Source organism: Kribbella sp., assembly GCF_035687465.1.
GTDB lineage: Bacteria > Actinomycetota > Actinomycetes > Propionibacteriales > Kribbellaceae > Kribbella.
The window spans coordinates 1-17,207 of the sequence record NZ_DASRXP010000516.1; the positions used below are offsets into that span (position 1 = coordinate 1).

The 17,207-nt window shown below is 68.7% G+C and carries 13 protein-coding genes and 1 pseudogene; 1 reads left to right on the forward strand and 13 read right to left on the reverse strand.

Translation table 11 applies throughout. The annotated features are described in order from the left end of the window. The 3 genes from VFG33_RS27570 to VFG33_RS27580 all read right to left on the reverse strand — a co-directional run. Positions 1-861, reverse strand: an 861-nt coding sequence (locus VFG33_RS27570) for a hypothetical protein (protein ID WP_325055881.1), incomplete at its 3' end; no start/stop codon positions are given. A 17-nt stretch (positions 862-878) separates the two neighbouring features. Continuing rightward, complete coding sequence (locus VFG33_RS27575) at positions 879-2,171, reverse strand: MFS transporter (RefSeq protein WP_325055882.1); 1,293 nt, start codon at positions 2,169-2,171, stop codon at positions 879-881. A 74-nt stretch (positions 2,172-2,245) separates the two neighbouring features. Further along, the gene (locus VFG33_RS27580) at positions 2,246-2,581 is read right to left on the reverse strand and encodes a sterol carrier family protein (protein ID WP_325055883.1); all 336 of its coding nucleotides are present in this window, start codon (positions 2,579-2,581) and stop codon (positions 2,246-2,248) included. 85 nt (positions 2,582-2,666) lie between these two features. On the opposite strand from VFG33_RS27580, the gene VFG33_RS27585 reads away from it, so the two are divergent. Continuing rightward, a complete protein-coding gene (locus VFG33_RS27585; protein WP_325055884.1) occupies positions 2,667-3,287 on the forward strand; it encodes a hypothetical protein in 621 nt (206 codons plus the stop codon). A gap of 10 nt (positions 3,288-3,297) precedes the next feature. Here the strand turns inward: VFG33_RS27585 and VFG33_RS27590 are convergent, their stop codons facing one another. The 10 genes and pseudogenes from VFG33_RS27590 to topA all read right to left on the reverse strand — a co-directional run. After that, entirely contained in the window at positions 3,298-4,845 is a 1,548-nt protein-coding gene (locus tag VFG33_RS27590; RefSeq protein WP_325055885.1) for an alpha/beta hydrolase, read from the reverse strand. Then, a complete protein-coding gene (locus tag VFG33_RS27595) occupies positions 4,842-5,963 on the reverse strand; it encodes a PSP1 domain-containing protein (RefSeq protein WP_325055892.1) in 1,122 nt (373 codons plus the stop codon). The genes VFG33_RS27590 and VFG33_RS27595 overlap by 4 nt, the downstream gene beginning before the upstream one ends. Positions 5,964-6,014: 51 nt before the next feature. Beyond that, positions 6,015-6,980 (reverse strand): DUF4190 domain-containing protein, encoded by a 966-nt coding sequence (locus VFG33_RS27600; RefSeq protein WP_325055886.1) that lies wholly within the window; start codon positions 6,978-6,980, stop codon positions 6,015-6,017. 10 nt (positions 6,981-6,990) lie between these two features. After that, on the reverse strand, positions 6,991-7,659 hold the full coding sequence (locus tag VFG33_RS27605) for a septum formation family protein (RefSeq protein ID WP_325055887.1): 669 nt from the start codon (positions 7,657-7,659) through the stop codon (positions 6,991-6,993). A gap of 129 nt (positions 7,660-7,788) precedes the next feature. After that, a complete protein-coding gene (locus tag VFG33_RS27610) occupies positions 7,789-8,958 on the reverse strand; it encodes a DNA polymerase III subunit delta' (protein WP_325055888.1) in 1,170 nt (389 codons plus the stop codon). Continuing rightward, complete coding sequence (tmk, locus tag VFG33_RS27615; protein ID WP_325055889.1) at positions 8,955-10,943, reverse strand: dTMP kinase; 1,989 nt, start codon at positions 10,941-10,943, stop codon at positions 8,955-8,957. The genes VFG33_RS27610 and tmk overlap by 4 nt, the downstream gene beginning before the upstream one ends. Positions 10,944-11,135: 192 nt before the next feature. Next, positions 11,136-12,431 (reverse strand): beta-galactosidase small subunit family protein, encoded by a 1,296-nt coding sequence (locus VFG33_RS27620; protein ID WP_325055893.1) that lies wholly within the window; start codon positions 12,429-12,431, stop codon positions 11,136-11,138. Beyond that, positions 12,411-14,099, reverse strand: a pseudogene (locus VFG33_RS27625) (glycoside hydrolase family 2 protein); the annotation flags it as partial. The pseudogene VFG33_RS27625 and the gene VFG33_RS27620, both read right to left, overlap by 21 nt. A gap of 79 nt (positions 14,100-14,178) precedes the next feature. Continuing rightward, entirely contained in the window at positions 14,179-14,622 is a 444-nt protein-coding gene (locus tag VFG33_RS27630; RefSeq protein WP_325055890.1) for a Fur family transcriptional regulator, read from the reverse strand. A 16-nt stretch (positions 14,623-14,638) separates the two neighbouring features. After that, a partial coding sequence (gene topA / locus VFG33_RS27635; protein ID WP_325055891.1) for a type I DNA topoisomerase occupies positions 14,639-17,207 on the reverse strand: 2,569 nt, incomplete at its 5' end.

The window sequence follows — 17,207 nt, forward strand, 5'->3', positions numbered from 1 at the left end:
GACCCGCAGCGTGCCGCGGCCGGTCGCGGTGTCGATGTAGCCCTCGTCACCCAGCGGGACCGGCTGCGAGGTGGGCGCCTTGCGGATCGCGGTCATCGCCTGCGCCGCGCCGGTCACCCGGCGCGCGGTCGAGTACAGCACGCTGGTCCCAGTGATCCAGCCGCACACCACATCACCGGCGGCCGTTTCGCTGTCGCGCCGGATCGTCGCGGGAGTCCCCATCACCGTGGCGGCTGCTGCCGTCCCGCGGTTGCACTCTTCCTTGGTGATCAGCAGCGGCATTTCCGGGATGCCGGGAGCCTGCCGGGCCGCCTCCTGGGCCAACGCCACGTACTTCGTCGGCGTCGCGGCCGGCCCCTCGACCTTGTACAGCCGCTCGTTGAACAGGAAGACGGCGAACTTGCTCGTGACGAAGCCACCCTGCCCCACGGCAATTGGTTGCGACGGTTGCCCCTTGGTGGCGGCGTACGCCTTCTGTGCGGCTGTGAGATCGGCCTTGGTCGCGGGCAAGGCGGAGATGCCGAGGCGCAGTACCGGGCCGGTCGGGTTGGTGCTCAGGGCCAGCTGGCAGATGTCGTACGTCGGCAGGCCGATCTCGGCCGGAACCGCGTTCGGCTGGATCGTGACCACGGGGACCGCGAGGGTGGTCTGCACCAGTGTCTGGTCCATCCGCACGCACAAGGTGTCCGCCACCTTGGCCGGATCGCTCGGCGTCGGCGACGGTGTCTCCGAGGGCGTCTCGGTCGGGGTGGTGCTCACCGACACGAGCGGCGGCACGTTCGGCGCTGTCTCGTTCCCCGGACTACTGCAGCCTGCGAGGGCGAACACTACGAGGAATGCGGCGACTGGACGGATACGCATGGTGACCCGACTCTAGTTCACGAGGGTCTGCCTGCGCGGAGTTCGCGTTCGCGGACCGCGTGCTCGTCCGTGCGGGCGTCGTACCGCCAGAAGTCGCGCAGCCACACCGACGTGGCGATCACTCCGGCGACGCAGAGCACGCCGCCGCTGACGATCGAAGTACGGACGGTGGTCAGGTCGGCGACCAGTCCGGACCGGGTCTGACCACCGAGCGGGCCGAGGGAGTACGAGAGCATCTCGATCCCGGCCAGCCGGCCGCGCATCTCGTCGGGGATGGTCTGGTTCCAGATCACCGAGCGGAACAGCACCGAGACCATGTCCGCGCCACCGGCGACGGCGAAGAAGGCGATCGCGACCCAGATGTTCGGCGCGAGTCCGGCGATCCCGACCGAGGCACCCCAGGCGATGGTCGCGAGCACCACGGCACGGCCCTGATGATGGACCCGCCGGGCCCAGCCGCTGGTCAGAGTGGCGACCATCGCCCCGATCGCTTCGGCGCTGTAGAGCAGGCCTAGTAGCTTCGGCTCCTTCAGCACCTCCGTCGCGAAGGCCGGGAACAGCACGATCGGCATCGCGAGCACCATCCCGACCATGTCGACCAGGTAGGTGCCGAGCAGATCCCGCCGCCGGAACGCGTAGCCGATGCCCTCGCCGATCGCGCGCAGGCTGGGCGGCGTGGTGTGCTCGCGAGCCTTGTACGAGCCCAGGCGCAGGTAGAGCGAAGTGGCGATCACCAGACCGGAGAGCTCGACGGCGAAGGCCCACGTCACGCCCACGGTGCTAACCAGTACGCCGCCTAACGCGGGGCCGGCAAGCTGGCCGACCTGCGCGGTCAGGGAGCTCAGAGTGACCGCCGCGGGCACCTCCTCGTGCTTGACGACCCGTGGCAGCAAGGCCTCTCGACTGGGGCGTTGCAAGGACGTGGCGATCGCGTTCAGGCCACCGCAGACGTAGATGAGCCAGACATGGGGATTGTCGAGCAGGGAGTTGCCGAGCAGCAGGGCGCAGATCAGCGCTTGGGCGACGCCGGTGGCGATCAGCAGCTTCCGGCGATCCACGTGATCGGCCAGCGCTCCGCCGTACAGGCCGAAGACGATCAGGGGCGCGATCGTCACCAGTCCCATCGCGCCGACCGCGAAGTTCGAGCCGGTCAGCTGGTAGAGCTGGAACGGCAACGCGACGTATCCGACCATGCCGCCGAGGAAGAACACCGAGCCGGCGACCACCAGGATGCGAAAGTCGTGCGAGCTGCGCCACGGGGTCAGATCGACCCGGAGCCGGTCCAGCCGGGACCGCAGACTTGTTGCCACCGGCACATGGTGTCATCTCCGTCCACCCGGGACGAACCTGTTCCCCATGCCGGACCGGGGTGGTGGGTCCGTAGTTACAGAGCCAGGAGAGGTAGCAGGGGGCTCAGGTCGGTGCGCTCGCCGCTGGCCCGCACCTTGCCGGTCGCGCGGGCCTCGGCCCAGCCGAGGCGGCCGAGCGCCAGGTCGATCCAGATCTCCGGCGGCAGCTCGACCACCGCCCCCGGGGTACCGCGGGTGTGCCGCGGCCCCTCGATGCACTGCACCGCGCCATACGGAGGAACCCGTACTTCGACCGCGTGGCCCGGCGCCTTCGCCACCAGCAGCTTGAGCAATTCCTTCACCAGCAGCTTGAGGTCGGCCCGCTCGGCCTCGCCGGCGTCGTACCGGCGCAACGCTTCCTCGATCTCCACGACGGGCCAGCGTACGCCGGGTTTCGTTCTAGACCCTTCCGTAGCTGATAATCGAGGAGCGACCGAGTAGGGAAGCGGAGGTCGGATGCTCACGCCCAGGCACCAGGCGCTGCTGGCGACATTGGCGGGAATGACTGTCGGTGTGGCCGTCTTCGGCACGGTTCTGGCGATCAATGACCAGACGGCGGACTCGTCCGCCACCGTGGTCACCACGCCGTCCATCTCCACCACGCCGGGCCCGACAGACGGGCTACAGGCAGGCTCCCTGCAGTACGCGATGCAGAACTTCGGCACCGAGCAGGCGCCGGTCAGCACCGAGGTGCCGGTCGGCTGGAAGAGCACCGTCACCGGCACCAGGCCCCGCTACCTCGACCCGACGGGCGTTTGGCAGCTCCGGTTCGATGCCCGCGGGACCAAGCAGTCACCGGACGAGATGGTGGAATCCCGGGCCAACAGCATCGACGAGCAGGACCTGAAGGTGCTCAGCCGCACTGACGGCACCTTGATCTACACCTACGTGGACAAGGTCCGCGGGCCGCGGCTGGGGATGTCGCGCTGGCTCGCCGCCGACGACGGCCGGCGCTCGCTGATCGAGATCACCGTCGGCGGTCGCCCGCAGGACCAGGCCGGTCTGCAGGCTGTTCTCGACCACGCCACGCAGACCCTGGTGCTGCCCGAGGACGCCGACGACTCTCGCCCGGGCTAAGCCGCCGGGCTCAGCACTTCAGGTCAGCGGTAGGTGGAGTGCCCTGCAGCAGATAGCTCTCGACCGCGTTGTCGACGCACTCGTTGCCCTCGTTGTAGCCGGTGTGGCCGTCGCCGTCCCGCGTGATCAGCACCCCGCTCTCCAACTGACTCGCCAGCGCCACGGCCCCCGCGTACGGCGTTGCCGGGTCGCGGGTAGTGCCGACCACCACGATGGGCTTGGCACCGGCCGCTTTGATCTCCCGCGGCTTGTCCTCCGGCTTGACCGGCCAGTTCGCGCAGGTCAGCGAACCCCAGAGCAGGTACGAGCCGAACCGCGGTGACGCCGTCTCGTACTTCGCCTCCTCCGCCTTGGCCTGAGCGACCGAGGCGAGGTCCGGGCGGTCGATGCAGTTGACCGCGTAGATCACTTCGTTCGCGTTGTCGGTGTAGCCGCGCGCCTCCCGGCTGGTGAACTGATCGGCCAGTGTGAGCAGCTTGGCTCCGCTGCCGGTCAGCGCACTGGCCACCGCCTCCTCGAGCCGCGGCCAGAGGCCTTTGTTGTAGAGCGGGTAGATCACTCCGAGCACGGCGAGCGCCTGGGTGACGTCGCGGCCGCCGCTCCCCGGGAGTGGATTGGCATCGGTCTCGGTGAGGATCTTGTCGACTGCGGCCAGCACTTCTGCCTTCGTACTGCCCAGCCGGCACTCATTTTGCGCGCAGTCCGCCGCGAAGGCATCCAACGCGGTGTCGAACCCCTTGGCCTGGGCGATGCCGTTCTCCTCCGCCGTGGTCGACGGGTCGATCGCGCCGTCGAGCACCAGCCGGCCGACGTTCTTCGGGAACAGCTCCGCGTAGGTCGCCCCGAGGAACGTGCCGTAGGACATGCCCAGGTAGTAGAGCTCGGAGTCGCCGACGATGCCGCGCAGTACGTCGATGTCGCGGGCGGCGTCCTTGGTGGAGACGTGCGGCAGCAGGTTGCCCGAGCGCTGCTCGCAACCGTCGGCCAGGATCTTCGACTGAGTCTCGAGCTCGTTGATCTCGGCCTCGTTGTCAGGGCTGCCGTCGGTCGCGATGACCTTGTCCAGCTGCTCGGTGTCGAGGCACTTCACCGGAGTGGACTCGCCGACACCGCGCGGATCCCAGCCGATCACGTCGAACTTGCGCAGCAGCGGCGCCCCCAGCACGAACGAGGCCGACGCGGCGAAGTCCACGCCGGATCCGCCCGGACCGCCGGGGTTGATGAACAGCGTGCCAACCTTGCCGGTGCGATCCTTCGCCGGAACCTTGCGAGCTCGCAGTTCGATGGCTTCGCCGTTGGGCTTGCTGTAGTCGAGCGGCACGCTGATCGTGGCGCACTGGGTGCCCGAACCGCAGCGCTCCCAGTCCAGCTTCTGCTGGTAGAACTTCTCCAGCCCGGTCGGGACCGGACCCGCCGGCGCCTGGGTGGTCCCGCCGGCCGATGGCACGGAGCCGCCCGTATCGGCGTCCTGGGCCCGGCTGGCCACCCCACAACCGCTCGCCACCACCGCCAGGGCCACCAGAGCTGCAACCGATGCGGTCGTCCTGCGCGTCTTCACTGCGAGCTGTCTCCCGTGTCATCTGATCCATCGCCCTGGCTCAACCGCCGCCGACGCCGCGGCTTCCGCCGCCGCTCAGCTTGAGCCGTCTCGCCAGTTTCCTCGAGCGGTGCAGCCTCCGCAGGCTGCGCGGAGCGAGCGGCTTGCTCAGTGGAACCGCCATCCTCGGTCGCCGCCGCAGGCGGCGAGGCCGGACCTGCCGGCTCGGCTCGCGAGATCGGCTCAGCTGCTGGGGACAGCTCACTGCGCTCGAGCAAGGTGAGGTCTTCGGTGGGTGGTGCGTCCGGGGTGGTGGTGCTGGAGGCTTCGTACTGCTGGCGGGGGGAGCACACGTCGGCGCGGCTGCAGGCGCAGCGGCGGCCCGAGGCTGCCAAGCGGACCACGACCGTGTCGCTCGGGACGTTGTGCCCGACGACGACCCCATCACCCGCCGGCGTCTCGACCGGAGTACCAGTGGCCGGCGCCTTCGCGTTGAACTCCTGGTAGAGCGGGTGCTCGTACTTCAGGCAGCACATCAGCCGCCCACAGGCACCGGAGATCTTCAACGGATTCAGCGGCAGGTCCTGGTCCTTCGCCATCCGGACGCTGACCGGCTCGAAGTCCTTCAGGAAGGTCGCGCAGCACAGATCGCGCCCGCACGGGCCGATCCCGCCCTGCAACCTCGCCTCGTCCCGCGCGCCCACCTGACGCAGCTCGATCCGCGCCCGCAGCCCGCGGGCGAGATCCCGCACCAACTCGCGGAAATCCACCCGGTGCGGCGCGGAGAAGTAGATGATGACCAGCTGGTCGACATCCGCCCGGCGGTCCACGAAGTCGATGCCGACCACCTTCATCGGCAGCCCGTGCTCGCGGATCAGCCGCTTGGCGGTCAGCCTGGCATCGGCCCGGCGCTGACGGTTCTGCTCGTCGCGGTCCAGATCGGCCGTCGTCGCGATGCCCTCACACAGCGGCAGCCCACCGATCTCCTCGGTCACCACCTGCGGCGCCCAGACACACTCGGCGACCTCCGGCCCGTCGTCGGTCGGGACCAGCACTTTTTCCCCGACCCGCGGTCGATGCGGGCCGGGGTCGAGGTAGTAGAGCCGTCCGTACCGCTCGAACGACACAGCCATCACCATGCCCACGCGGCCAGACTAGGGCATCGCACACAATCCGCCGCAGTGGCGGATTCAGCGCTTGGTGCCTTTGACGCTGCCGGTCAGGTCGTCACCGTCGGCGCCGTAGGCCGTACAGAAGACCTCGCGATCCCCACTCGACCAGGCGTCCTCCTCGGGGTACCAGACCACGGAGTCGAGGACGGAAGAGGTCGCCGCGATGCCGACGTACGGCAGAAACGCCTTGTCACAGGCGGCCTGGGACTCCTTGCGGACCTCCTTCTCACCCGGCCACGTCCTGGGCGGCAGGATCACCATCGCGAAGAGTTCGGCCTCGTGCGGCGAGCCGCAGTCGACCAGTTCGACCTCGTCTTCTCCGCCGCTCTCGTCGTAGCACTCGCCGATGACCAGTTCGTCGATGTAGGTCGTCGGCGTGCCGAAGGTCGGCGCGGAGATCGGGGTGTCCGTCGTGCCGTAGTCGTCATCGGTCACGCCGGTCGCGATCACCGCGACCAGGAGGATCGACCAGAGCACACTGACCGCGCTGCCGGCGACCAAACCAACCACGGCCTGCGCGGTACCGCCTTCGCGCCGGCGCTTGATCTGCACCAACGCGGCGATGCCCAGGCCGATCGCGACCGGCGCGGCGATCGCGAACAAGATGCTGCCCAGCCCGGTGGCGAGCGCCGCGATCGCCAGCCCGTTGGTCTTGTACTGCGAGTCGCCGGGATAGCCATACCCGTACTGCGGCTGCGGGTACTGCGGATGGCCCGGGTACTGCGCGCCCTGCGGCGGCACCTGGTACGGCGGGACGAACGGCGGCTGTGGTGCCCCGGGCGGCGGTCCCTGCGGTCCGTCGTACCGGGTCTCGGACCGTCCGTACGGCGAGTCCTGCCGCGGCGGCTGCTGCGGAGCCTGCCAGGGTTGCGGCTGCTGCTGCGGCGGCGGTTGCTGCGGTTGGTCGGGGCGGGTGTAGGTCGGGAAGTTCCTGGGCGTGTCCTGTGGCCGATTCGGATCCGGCGGTTGAGGCGGGTAGGTCAAGGCGATCCCCCTAGCGCTGTGACCCGCGCATAGAACCGGTCAGTTTCTCGCCGGGCTGTCCGAGCATGCACAGGACGTTGCCATTAGCAACAGCACGATCTTCCAGCACGACGTAGTACATGTCCAGCGATGACTGCTCGTACCGCTTGCCGACGAACTGCTGGAAAGCCGTCGCACATTCCTGGGTCGCCGCGGCGACCTTCTTCTCCGTCGACAGCCCGGTCAAACTGGCCTTGACCTTGGCATAGGCCTCACCGGAGTGCTCCGCGGCGCAGTCGGCGATCCTGACCACCCGCATCGTCTCCGCCTCCAGATCGGCGTCGAAACACTGCTGGACCGCCACCTGCCCGATCGCGACGGACCGCCCGATGCCCGCCTGCTTCTCGCCGGACAGGACGAGCGCGGCGGCCACCGCGATCGCGATCACCCACAAGCCGCTGATCGCCAGCGCACCGTAGGCCAGCGCCCGGCCGCGGCTGGCGGCCAGGTGGATCCGCCGCAGCCCGATCACCGCCAGCACCGCCGCGATCGGCGCCAGCCCGGGCAGGCTGACCACGAACGCCGCGACGGCGAAGCGGTCCAGCCGACGTTGCGCAGGCGTCGGCACGCCCTCCAGCCAGGATTCGGCGGACGGCATGCGGGCCCGCGCAGGTTGGATCGGCGGAGGAGGTTGGGTCATTCAGTTCCTTCTGGCGGGACACTGTTCCCCCGGGGCAGGAGACAGTGGTGGCCGGGCAGTCCAGCCAGCCACCTCATCGGCCCGGCCGCTACCTTCGTTACAGCCGTGTCCGCAACTCAGACGCGCGTCTCAGCCCTCGAACAGGCCGATCGTCATCGCCTCGAGCGCCAGCAGCGGTGCCACGTTGCCCTCGATCGCCTCCCGGCAACCGCTCAGGGCGTCGATCCGGTGAATCGTCTGCTCCGGGGTTGTTCGGGCGGCCAACTGCTCGATATGCCCGCGCAACTCGGCGTTGATCAGCTCGGTGCCGGCGCCGGTCTGCACGACCAGCACATCGCGGTAGAGCGCGAGCAGGTCGACCAGCGAGCGGTCGAGAACGTCCCGCTCCCAGCGTTTGGCTCGCGCCTTCTGCTGCTCCTCGAGCTCCTTGACCGCCGCGGCCGCCTCCCGGGGCTTCGCGCCCTTGGTGCCGACCCCTAGCGCCTGCTCGAGCTCCGCACGCTCCTTCTCGTCCACCTGCGCGGCGCTGGCCTTGGCCTCGTCCCTGGCGGCCTCGACGAGTTGCTGGGCCGCGTTCAGGCAGGCGCCGATGTCGCGGAGCGCGAACGGAACCTCCAGCACCTTGGTACGTCGGGCCCGGACCTCCTCGTCCCGCGCCAGCGCCTTGGCCCGGCCGATATGCCCCTGCGCCGCTCGCGCCGCGAACCCGGCCAGCTCGGGGTCCACCCCGGCCTGGCGGGTCAGCATCTCGGCGACCGCGTGCACCGGCGGAGTCCGCAGTACGAGCAAGCGGCAGCGGGAGCGGATCGTCGGCACGACGTCCTCCACCGTCGGGGCGCACAACACCCAGACGGTGCGTGGAGCCGGCTCCTCGATGCTCTTCAGCAGGGCGTCCGCGGCCTGTTCGGTGAGCCGGTCGGCATCCTCGACGACCATCACCTGCCAGCGTCCCTGGGTCGGGCTCATCGCGGCCCGGCGGACCAGTTCGCGGATCTCGCTGACCCGGATGGACAGCAGTTCGGTGCGGATCAAGGAGACGTCCGGGTGCGCGCCGTTCAGCGCAGTACGGCAGACGGCACATTCACCACAGCCCTGGTTCTCACATTGCAGCGCGGCCGCGAAGGCCCGGCCCGCATTCGATCGGCCCGATCCGGGCGGACCGGTGATCAACCAGGCATGTGTCATCCCGGCCGTCGCCGTGCCACTCTCGCCCCGCTGCCGCGCCGCGGCTCCGTCCACAGCCTTCTTCAGTACTGCGACCGCGGGCTCCTGCCCGACCAGGTCGTCCCAGACAGTCATAAGCCCACCTTCGGCAGCATCGGCAGCAAGCGGGCCTGGATCTGCAGGGCGATCTGCTCGCGTTCCTGGGTCGCGTCGAGGACCAGGTAGTGCTGCGGCTCAGCGGCCGCCAACTCCAGGAACGCGGTCCGGACCCGCTCGTGGAAGTCCTGCGACTGGGCCTCGATCCGGTCCCGCTCCTCGAACCGGCCGAGACCGCGCTTCGGCGGCAGGTCCAGCAGGATGGTCAGGTTCGGGCGGAGGTCGTCGGTGGCCCAGCGGTTCACCCGCTCGACGTCGTCGAGATCCAGGTCCCGGCCCGATCCCTGGTAGGCGAGCGCGGAATCGACGTACCGGTCGGTGATGACGACGGCACCGGCCTTCAGCGCGGGCTTGATCACCGAGTCCACGTGTTCGGCCTTGTCCGCGGCGTAGATGAGCGCCTCGGCGCGGTGCGAGATGTCGCCGGTGGCCGGGTCGAGCACGATCTTGCGGAGCGTCTTGCCGAGGTCGGTCGCGCCCGGCTCCCGGGTGAGTAGGACCTGCTGACCGCGCTCCTCCAGCCAATCCACCAGCAGGGCGGACTGGGTCGACTTGCCCGCACCCTCGCCGCCTTCGAGCGCGATGAACAGTCCCGTCGTCGGGTAGACGCCCGGGCTCTTGCCGAAGCTGCGGCGCAGGTCGCGCCAGAACGGAACCCCCGGGCGGTCGTCCATCTGCCGCCACGCGATCAGTCCGATCACGCCGGCCAGGACGGCCGAGATCAGCATGGTGAGGGCCGCGCCGTTGTAGCTGACCGAGCGATCACCGATGGACCACGTACGTCGGCCGATGGCTCCGGCGATGAAGGGCGCCACGGCCAGGGTGACCGCGAGCACGGTCCGGACCGCCGACTGGACGAACGCGAAGGTCCGGCCGCGGACGTTGTCGGGCACCTCGAGGCCGAGCAGGGTGTAGCCGGAGACCCAGGAAGCACCTGCGCAGAACCCGAGCACCACGGCGATCATGCTGGCGATCTCGATCTGCTGGACCAGCGCCAGCCCGGCCAGACCGATACCGGAGCCGACCAGCCCGGCGGCGAACAACCTGCGCCTGGACAACCCGGAGAACAACCTCGGCGCGAACCCCATACCGAGCGCCAGTCCACCGAAGACCGCGCCGAACAGCACGCCGTAGCCGGGGTCACCCGCATGCAGGTCCTCGACGTACGTGCGGCCGAGTCCGATCACGACTGCACCGGCCGCGAACGCCCCGGAGATGCCGACGACGAGCCCGCGGATCACCGGCGTACCGGTGACGTAGGCCCAGCCCTCGACCATCGTCCGCCACAGCGTCGGATGTTCCTCGTGCTCATGCGTTCCCGAGCGGCCGATCTCGCCGATGGAGACGATCGCGAGACCGGAGACGAGGAACGTGGCCGCATTCACGTAGACGGCCAGGTCGATCGAGAAGTCACCCAGCCCACGCGTGACGAGCGTGATCGCCGTGAAGATCGCCGCCGCCGGCAGCGCCGACCCGTACGTCGTGATCAGGCTGAGCTGGTTCGCCGCTTCCAGGCGATGCCGGGGCACCAGGTTCGGCACGCTGGCGTCCTTGGCCGGACCCCAGATCAGGCTGACCACCTCGATCAGCACGGTAGCGATCAACAGCCAGGTCAGCGTGCCCACGAGCGGGATGGTGAGGAAGAACGCGGCCCGGATCAGGTCGCCGACGATCATCGTCCAGCGCCGGTCGAGCCGGTCCGCGACCCACCCGGCCAACGGCCCCATCACCAACGCGGGCAACACCCGCAGGAACAGCACCCCACCGATCGCGAAGTTCGCCGCCTGGTAGTCGTCCCCCGCGAACGCACTCGCCATCGCGGTCAACGCCAGCAGCCCGATCCAGTCCCCCAGACTGGACAACCCGAAAGCGATCCACAGCCGCCGGAACGCCCTGATCCGCAACACCGCGCGCAGGTCATGCGCCGGTGCAGGATCAGTCAACGGGTCATACACCTCCGGCACGCCCCGAAGCCTAGTCGGGCCCACAGACAGCACCCGCGACCGCTCCCACGTCACCACGCCCCGACAGCCGTTCGACGCGGACGTCCAGCACAGCAGTACACCGCGTACGCCGTACACAGCACGGCAATTTCACGCTCAGCGCACTACCTCGACCACCACTTGCGCGCCCTACTGAAGTGCTGCACGTCCGCCCTAGCTGAAGCGGAGGGAGAGGGATGCGGGGGCGGTGTGGAGTTTGTAGTTGTCGGGGAGGGCGGGGCCGCAGGAGTTGGAGCCGATGCCGGCTTGGGCTAGGTCGAGGGTTACGTAGGTTGTGTCGCCGGGGACCAGGTCCGGGGTGTGTTTTGCCTGCTCCAGAGCCGCGGTGCTCCAGTTGCGCACCGTCAGGCCGAAGAGGTCGGGGGCGGCCTCGATGCGGAGCGGGCGGGCTGCGGCGAGGACGGCCCAGCGGATGTCGATGCGGTGGCCGTTCTCCTGGGGGCGGACGTAAGGCGTCTGCAGTTGGTCGACCGTGGCGGAGTACTTGCCGACGGCAGCAGCCGCGCGAGTGTCGACGTACGCCTCGCCCGGTCCGGCGCCGAACCACTCGACGCTCGAGACGGTCGGCAGTTCGAAGGTGATCCCGAGCCGCGGCAAGGTCGCCGGGTACTGCCCGTCCGGCTCGACAGACAGATCCAGTACTACGGATCCGTCCTGCCCGTGGGTCCAACGCCAAGTGGCGACCAGGCCCCATTGCAGAGCCGGCGGCGCCGTCCTGGTGACGATCTCCCAAGCCCCGTCGGCAACCCCGGCCGAAACGACGCGGTGCTGCACCCGGTGCAGTCCGGCTTCCTTCCACGCGTCGGCGACGCCAGGAATCGCGTCGTTGTCGATTGGCGCGCGCCAGACGTCCAGCCGCAGATTCCGCACCCCGAGCGAACCGACGTCGATCCCCAGCACACCCGCCGAGATGTCGTCGCCGGCGTTCTCGGCGCGAGCATGCCGCGCCCCGACAGCCGCCGCGACCTCAGCACCCAATCCGTCCACAGCCCCCAGACCGTCCTCCGCGCCCAAACCACCCTCGGCGGCTAGCCGCTCCACAGCGCCCGTCTGCTCGCCGCCTGCCCCGTCCTCTCCAGCCCTGGCGCCCACGTGACGTGCCTGAACCGGCTGATCGAGCCGGACCTGACCCCAGGCGACGCGGTGGCCGGCCTCGGCCCACGCGGTCCCGTCCGCCAGTTCGGCGACCACTGTCAGCCAGGTCTCCGGCCGGTTCTGCGCTTGTTGCTCGATCAACCCGGGCGGCAACTCGACAGCCACGGTCTCGCCCGGCGCGATCGGCGGCACCGACAGGTTCCCGCTGCCGACCCGCTCACCTTGGACCTCGGTGACGATGGTGAACACCAGGTGGCTCGTGTCGAGGACCTCGTAGCGGTTGGTGATCGCGATACCACCGTCGCTATCAGCAACGATCACCAGCGGCTCGATCACCTTGATGTATTCGAGCATGCCCGGTGATGGCGTACGGTCCGGGAACAGCAGGCCGTCACAGACGAAGTTTCCGTCGTGGATGGTCTCGCCGAAGTCGCCGCCTTACGCGTAGAACTCCTTGCCATCGACAACAGTCCGTAGCCCGTGGTCGATCCACTCCCAGATGAACCCGCCCTGGCAGCGCGGGTACTTCTCGAACAGCGCCCGGTACTCCGACAGCCCGCCCGGCCCGTTCCCCATCGCATGCCCGTACTCGCACAGGATGAAAGGCAGCCCCCGGTACGACGAGACGTCCTCCCCGATGGCGGCCACATCCTCCGGCGAGGTGTACATCTGCGAGTACACATCGACGAACTCCGCGTGAGTGTCCCGCTCGTAGTGCACCGGGCGCGACGGATCCCGGTCGTGGGCGAACTCGTACATCGCCCGCAGGTTGTCGCCCATCCCGCACTCGTTGCCCAGCGACCACAGCACGATGCTCGGGTGGTTCTTGTCCCGCTCGACCATCCGGCGCATCCGCTCGACCAGGTCGGCCCGGAACCGCTCGTCCATCACCGGGTTCGGCAGGTTCGGCGGCTCGGGCTCGTAACCGAACCCGTGCGTCTCCAGGTCGCACTCGTCCACCACGTACAGCCCGTGCAGGTCGCACAGGTCGAGGAAGTGCGGATGCGGCGGGTAGTGGCTGGTGCGGACCGCGTTGATCCCCGCCTGCTTCATCAGCAGCACGTCGTCGAGCATGTCCTGGTCGGTCAGCGCGCGGCCGCGATCCGGGTGGAACTCGTGCCGGTTGACCCCGTTGAAGAGCACCCGGTTCCCGTTCACCGTCAGCACGCCGTCAGCGATCGCGATGGTGCGGAACCCGATCCGCAGCCTGACCTCACCACCGTCGCTCCGGACCACTGCGTCGTACAGGCGAGGGCTCTCGGCACTCCACGGCTCGACCGCGGGCACAGGTGTCTCGAACCCGGTCGGGAACTCCAGGCCCAACTCCGGTACGACGACGGTCGCGGGCACGTCCGAGTCGACCTTCACAACGCCGGCGCCATCCGCATAAGAGGCGTGCACGAAAACGTCGGTAGGAGCGGAGGGCTTCAAGGCCAGCAGGTTGACCTCGCGGAAGATCCCGGACAGCCACCACATGTCCTGATCCTCGACATAGCTGCCGGCCGACCACTGGTGCACCCGCACCGCGATCCGGATCTCCTTGCCGGGAGCAACCAAAGAGGTCAGGTCGAACTCACTCGGCAGCCGCGACCCGGACGACCAGCCGATCAGATTCCCGTCGACGTGGACGGAGAACCGCGAGTCGACGCCCTCGAACCGCAGCACCACCCGCGACCCGTCCCAGTCGGCCGGCACCTCCACGGTGCGCACGTAGTCGCCGGTCGGGTTCGCGGTCGGCACGTGCGGCGGCTCCAGCGGGAACGGATAGACCACATTCGTGTACGCCGGTGCGCCGTACCCGCTCAACTGCCAGTGCCCCGGCACGCTGATCGTGTCCCAAGAGGACGTATCCGGGTCCTTCAGGTCATCAGGGGCGTCGGCCAGACTCGGCGAAAGCCGGAAACTCCACTCGCCGGTCAGCGAGATCCGCTCGGAATCATCGTCCAACCAGGCACGCGGGGCCAGCACACCCGCACCGGACGCGAAGTCTTCGACATAACTGTGGTCATAGGTCACAGGCATCGACCCTACGACCGATCTGTTCACGATTCCACACCGATGAACAGATATGGACAGATCCAGTACTGCGGGCTGGTGGGAGCTAGCTGCTGCAGTTTTTGCAGAGGCCTACGAGGGCGACCTGCTCGGGGGCCAGTTGGAAGCCCAGTTCCTTCTGCAGCTTCCGGCGGGCCGGGTCCAGCATGTCGGCTGCCACGTCGTAGACCGTCCCGCACTCGCTGCAGCGCAAGTGCAGGTGCCGTGGTGCCAGGTCGCCCGCCAGGTGGTACGTCGTGCCCGCGCGACCAAGGTGGACGTGTGTCACCAGACCGAACTCGCCCAGAGCGTCCAGCGCCCGGTAGACGGTCGCCCGGTGGATGCCCGGTCGGAGTTGCTCGGCTCGTTCGCCGATCTGCTCCGCGCTCAGGTGTTCCTCGGTGCCGGCCAGCACCTCGACGACCGCGAGCCGGGCCGGAGTGACCCGCTCGCCCCGCTCACGGAGACGTTGCGCGGTGACCTCGGCCGGGCCCTTCGTGGGTGTCGCCATACTTCAGTTTGACCTATCAGGCCTTCTTGGCCGCTTTCTTCGTTGGCGTCTTCTTGGCCGCGGCCTTCTTGGTCGTGGTCTTCTTCGCCGCCGTCTTCTTCGTGGTCTTCTTCGCCGCCGCCCTCTTCGCGGTCTTCTTCACCGGACCACGGGCCCGCTTGTCGGCCAGCAGTTCGGCCGCGCGGAGCAGCGAGATGGTGTCGACCGAGTCGTCCTTGCGCAGGGTCGCGTTCGTCTCCCCGTCGGTGACGTACGGCCCGAAGCGACCCTCCTTCACCACCACCGGCTGACCGGACGCCGGGTCCTCGCCCAGCTCTTTCAGCGGCGGTGCCGCGGCCCGGCGGCCGCGCTGCTTCGGCTCGGCGTAGATCTTCAGCGCTTCGTCGAGGGTGATGTCGAACATCTGGTCCTCGGACTGCAGCGACCGCGAGTCGGTGCCCTTCTTCAGGTACGGGCCGTAGCGGCCGTTCTGCGCGGTGATCTCGTCCCCGGACTCCGGGTCCTTACCGACCACCCGCGGCAGCGACAGCAACTTCAGGGCATCTTCGAGCGTCACCGAGTCCAGCGTCATCGACTTGAGCAGCGACCCGGTCCGCGGCTTGGCGCTCTTCGGCGCGTCCTCGGCCAGTACTTCGGTCACGTACGGCCCGAAGCGACCCGCCTTCGCGACCACCTTCAGCCCGGTATCCGGCGTCGTACCGAGCTCCAGCTCGACACCCGACGGCTGGCTCAGCAACTCCTGAGCCTTCTCGACGGTCAGTTCGTCCGGCGGCAGGTCCTCCGGCACGTTGGCGCGCTGCTCGTCCTTGTCCTCGACGTACGGACCGTAGCGGCCGACGCGAACGACGATGCCGCTGTCCGCAGGGCCGACCTGGAAGGTGGACATCTCCCGGGCGTCGATGTCGCCCAGGTCGCTGACCATGGACTGCAGTCCCTCGATCCCGTCGTCACCGAAGTAGAACCGGCCCAGCACGCCCTCGCGCTCCAGGTTCCCGGCGGCGACGTCGTCGAGCACGTCTTCCATCGACGCGGTGAACGCGTAGTCGACCAGCCGGGTGAAGTGCTCCTCGAGCAGCCGGACCACGGCGAAGGCCAGCCACGCCGGGACCAGCGCGTTGCCCTTCTTGTAGACATAGCCCCGCGCCTGGATCGTGCCCAGGATCGACGCGTACGTCGACGGCCGGCCGATCTCGCGCTCTTCCAGCTGCGCGATCAGCGTCGCCTCGGTGAAGCGGGCCGGCGGCTTCGTCTCGTGCCCGGAAGCGACCACCTCGGTCGCGGGCAGCACATCGCCCTCGGCCACGTCCGGGATCTGCGTCTCCTGGTCGTCGGTACCGGCGGACGGGTCGTCCGCGCCCTCGACGTACGCCTTCAGGAAGCCGTGGAAGGTGATCACCCGGCCGGACGAGGTGAACTCGCAGTTCTCCCCGCTGGTGGCGCGGGCGTCGATCTTGATCGAGACGCTGTTGCCGACCGCGTCCTTCATCTGCGACGCGATGGTCCGCATCCAGATCAGTTCGTAGAGCCGGTACTCCGAGCCGGACAGCCCGGTCTGCGCCGGGGTCTGGAAAACCTCGCCGGCCGGCCGGATCGCCTCGTGCGCCTCCTGCGCGTTCTTCACCTTGGAGGTGTAGACCCGCGGCTTGTCCGGCAGGTACGACGCGCCGTACAGCTCGCGGACCTGAGCCCGGGCTGCGGTGATCGCGGTGTCAGACAGCGTCACCGAGTCGGTTCGCATATAGGTGATGTTGCCGTTCTCGTACAGCCGCTGCGCGACCTGCATCGTCTGCGAGGCGGACATGTTCAGCTTGCGCCCGGCCTCCTGCTGCAGCGTGGTGGTCCGGAACGGCGCGTACGGCCTGCGGGTGTACGGCTTCGACTCGATCGACCGGACGGTGAAGGAAGAGTCCCGCAACGCCACGGCCAGCGCGCTAGCGGTCGACTCGTCCAGGTGGACCGTGTTCTGGCTCTTCAGCTCACCGGTCGAGGCGAAGTCGCGGCCCTGCGCCACGCGCTTGCTGTCCACCGACACCAGCCGGGACGGGAACAGCCGCGGCGTCTTGCCCTCGCCCGCGTCCAGTACGGCGTCGAGATCCCAGTACGAGGCGGTACGGAAGGCGATCCGGTCGCGTTCACGATCGACCACCATGCGGATCGCGACGGACTGCACCCGGCCCGCCGAGAGCTTCGGCATGACCTTCTTCCAGAGCACCGGCGAGACCTCGTAGCCGTACAGCCGGTCCAGGATCCGCCGGGCCTCCTGGGCGTCGACGAGCGCGTCGTTGATATCACGCGCATTGCCGACCGCGTCCTGGATCGCCTTCGGGGTGATCTCGTGGAAGACCATCCGCTTGACCGGGATCTTCGGCTTCAGCTCGTCCAGCAGGTGCCACGCGATGGCCTCGCCCTCGCGGTCCTCATCTGTGGCGAGATAGAGCTCGTCGGCGTCCTTGAGCAGATCCTTCAGCTTGCGGATCTGCGCCTTCTTGTCCGCCGGTACGACGTACAGCGGGTCGAAGTGGTCCTCGATGTTCACGCCGAGCCTGGCCCAAGGGAGTCCCTTGTACTTGGCCGGGATCTCGTCG

Bases quoted from the DNA above. Each gene is read 5' to 3' on its own strand.
- VFG33_RS27620 (WP_325055893.1), bottom strand. From the start codon at position 12,431: ATGCTCGAATACATCAAGGTGATCGAGCCGCTGGTGATCGTTGCTGAT.
- VFG33_RS27585 (WP_325055884.1), top strand. From the start codon at position 2,667: ATGCTCACGCCCAGGCACCAGGCGCTGCTGGCGACATTGGCGGGAATG.
- VFG33_RS27605 (WP_325055887.1), bottom strand. From the start codon at position 7,659: ATGACCCAACCTCCTCCGCCGATCCAACCTGCGCGGGCCCGCATGCCG.
- VFG33_RS27610 (WP_325055888.1), bottom strand. From the start codon at position 8,958: ATGACTGTCTGGGACGACCTGGTCGGGCAGGAGCCCGCGGTCGCAGTA.
- VFG33_RS27595 (WP_325055892.1), bottom strand. From the start codon at position 5,963: ATGGTGATGGCTGTGTCGTTCGAGCGGTACGGACGGCTCTACTACCTC.
- VFG33_RS27630 (WP_325055890.1), bottom strand. From the start codon at position 14,622: ATGGCGACACCCACGAAGGGCCCGGCCGAGGTCACCGCGCAACGTCTC.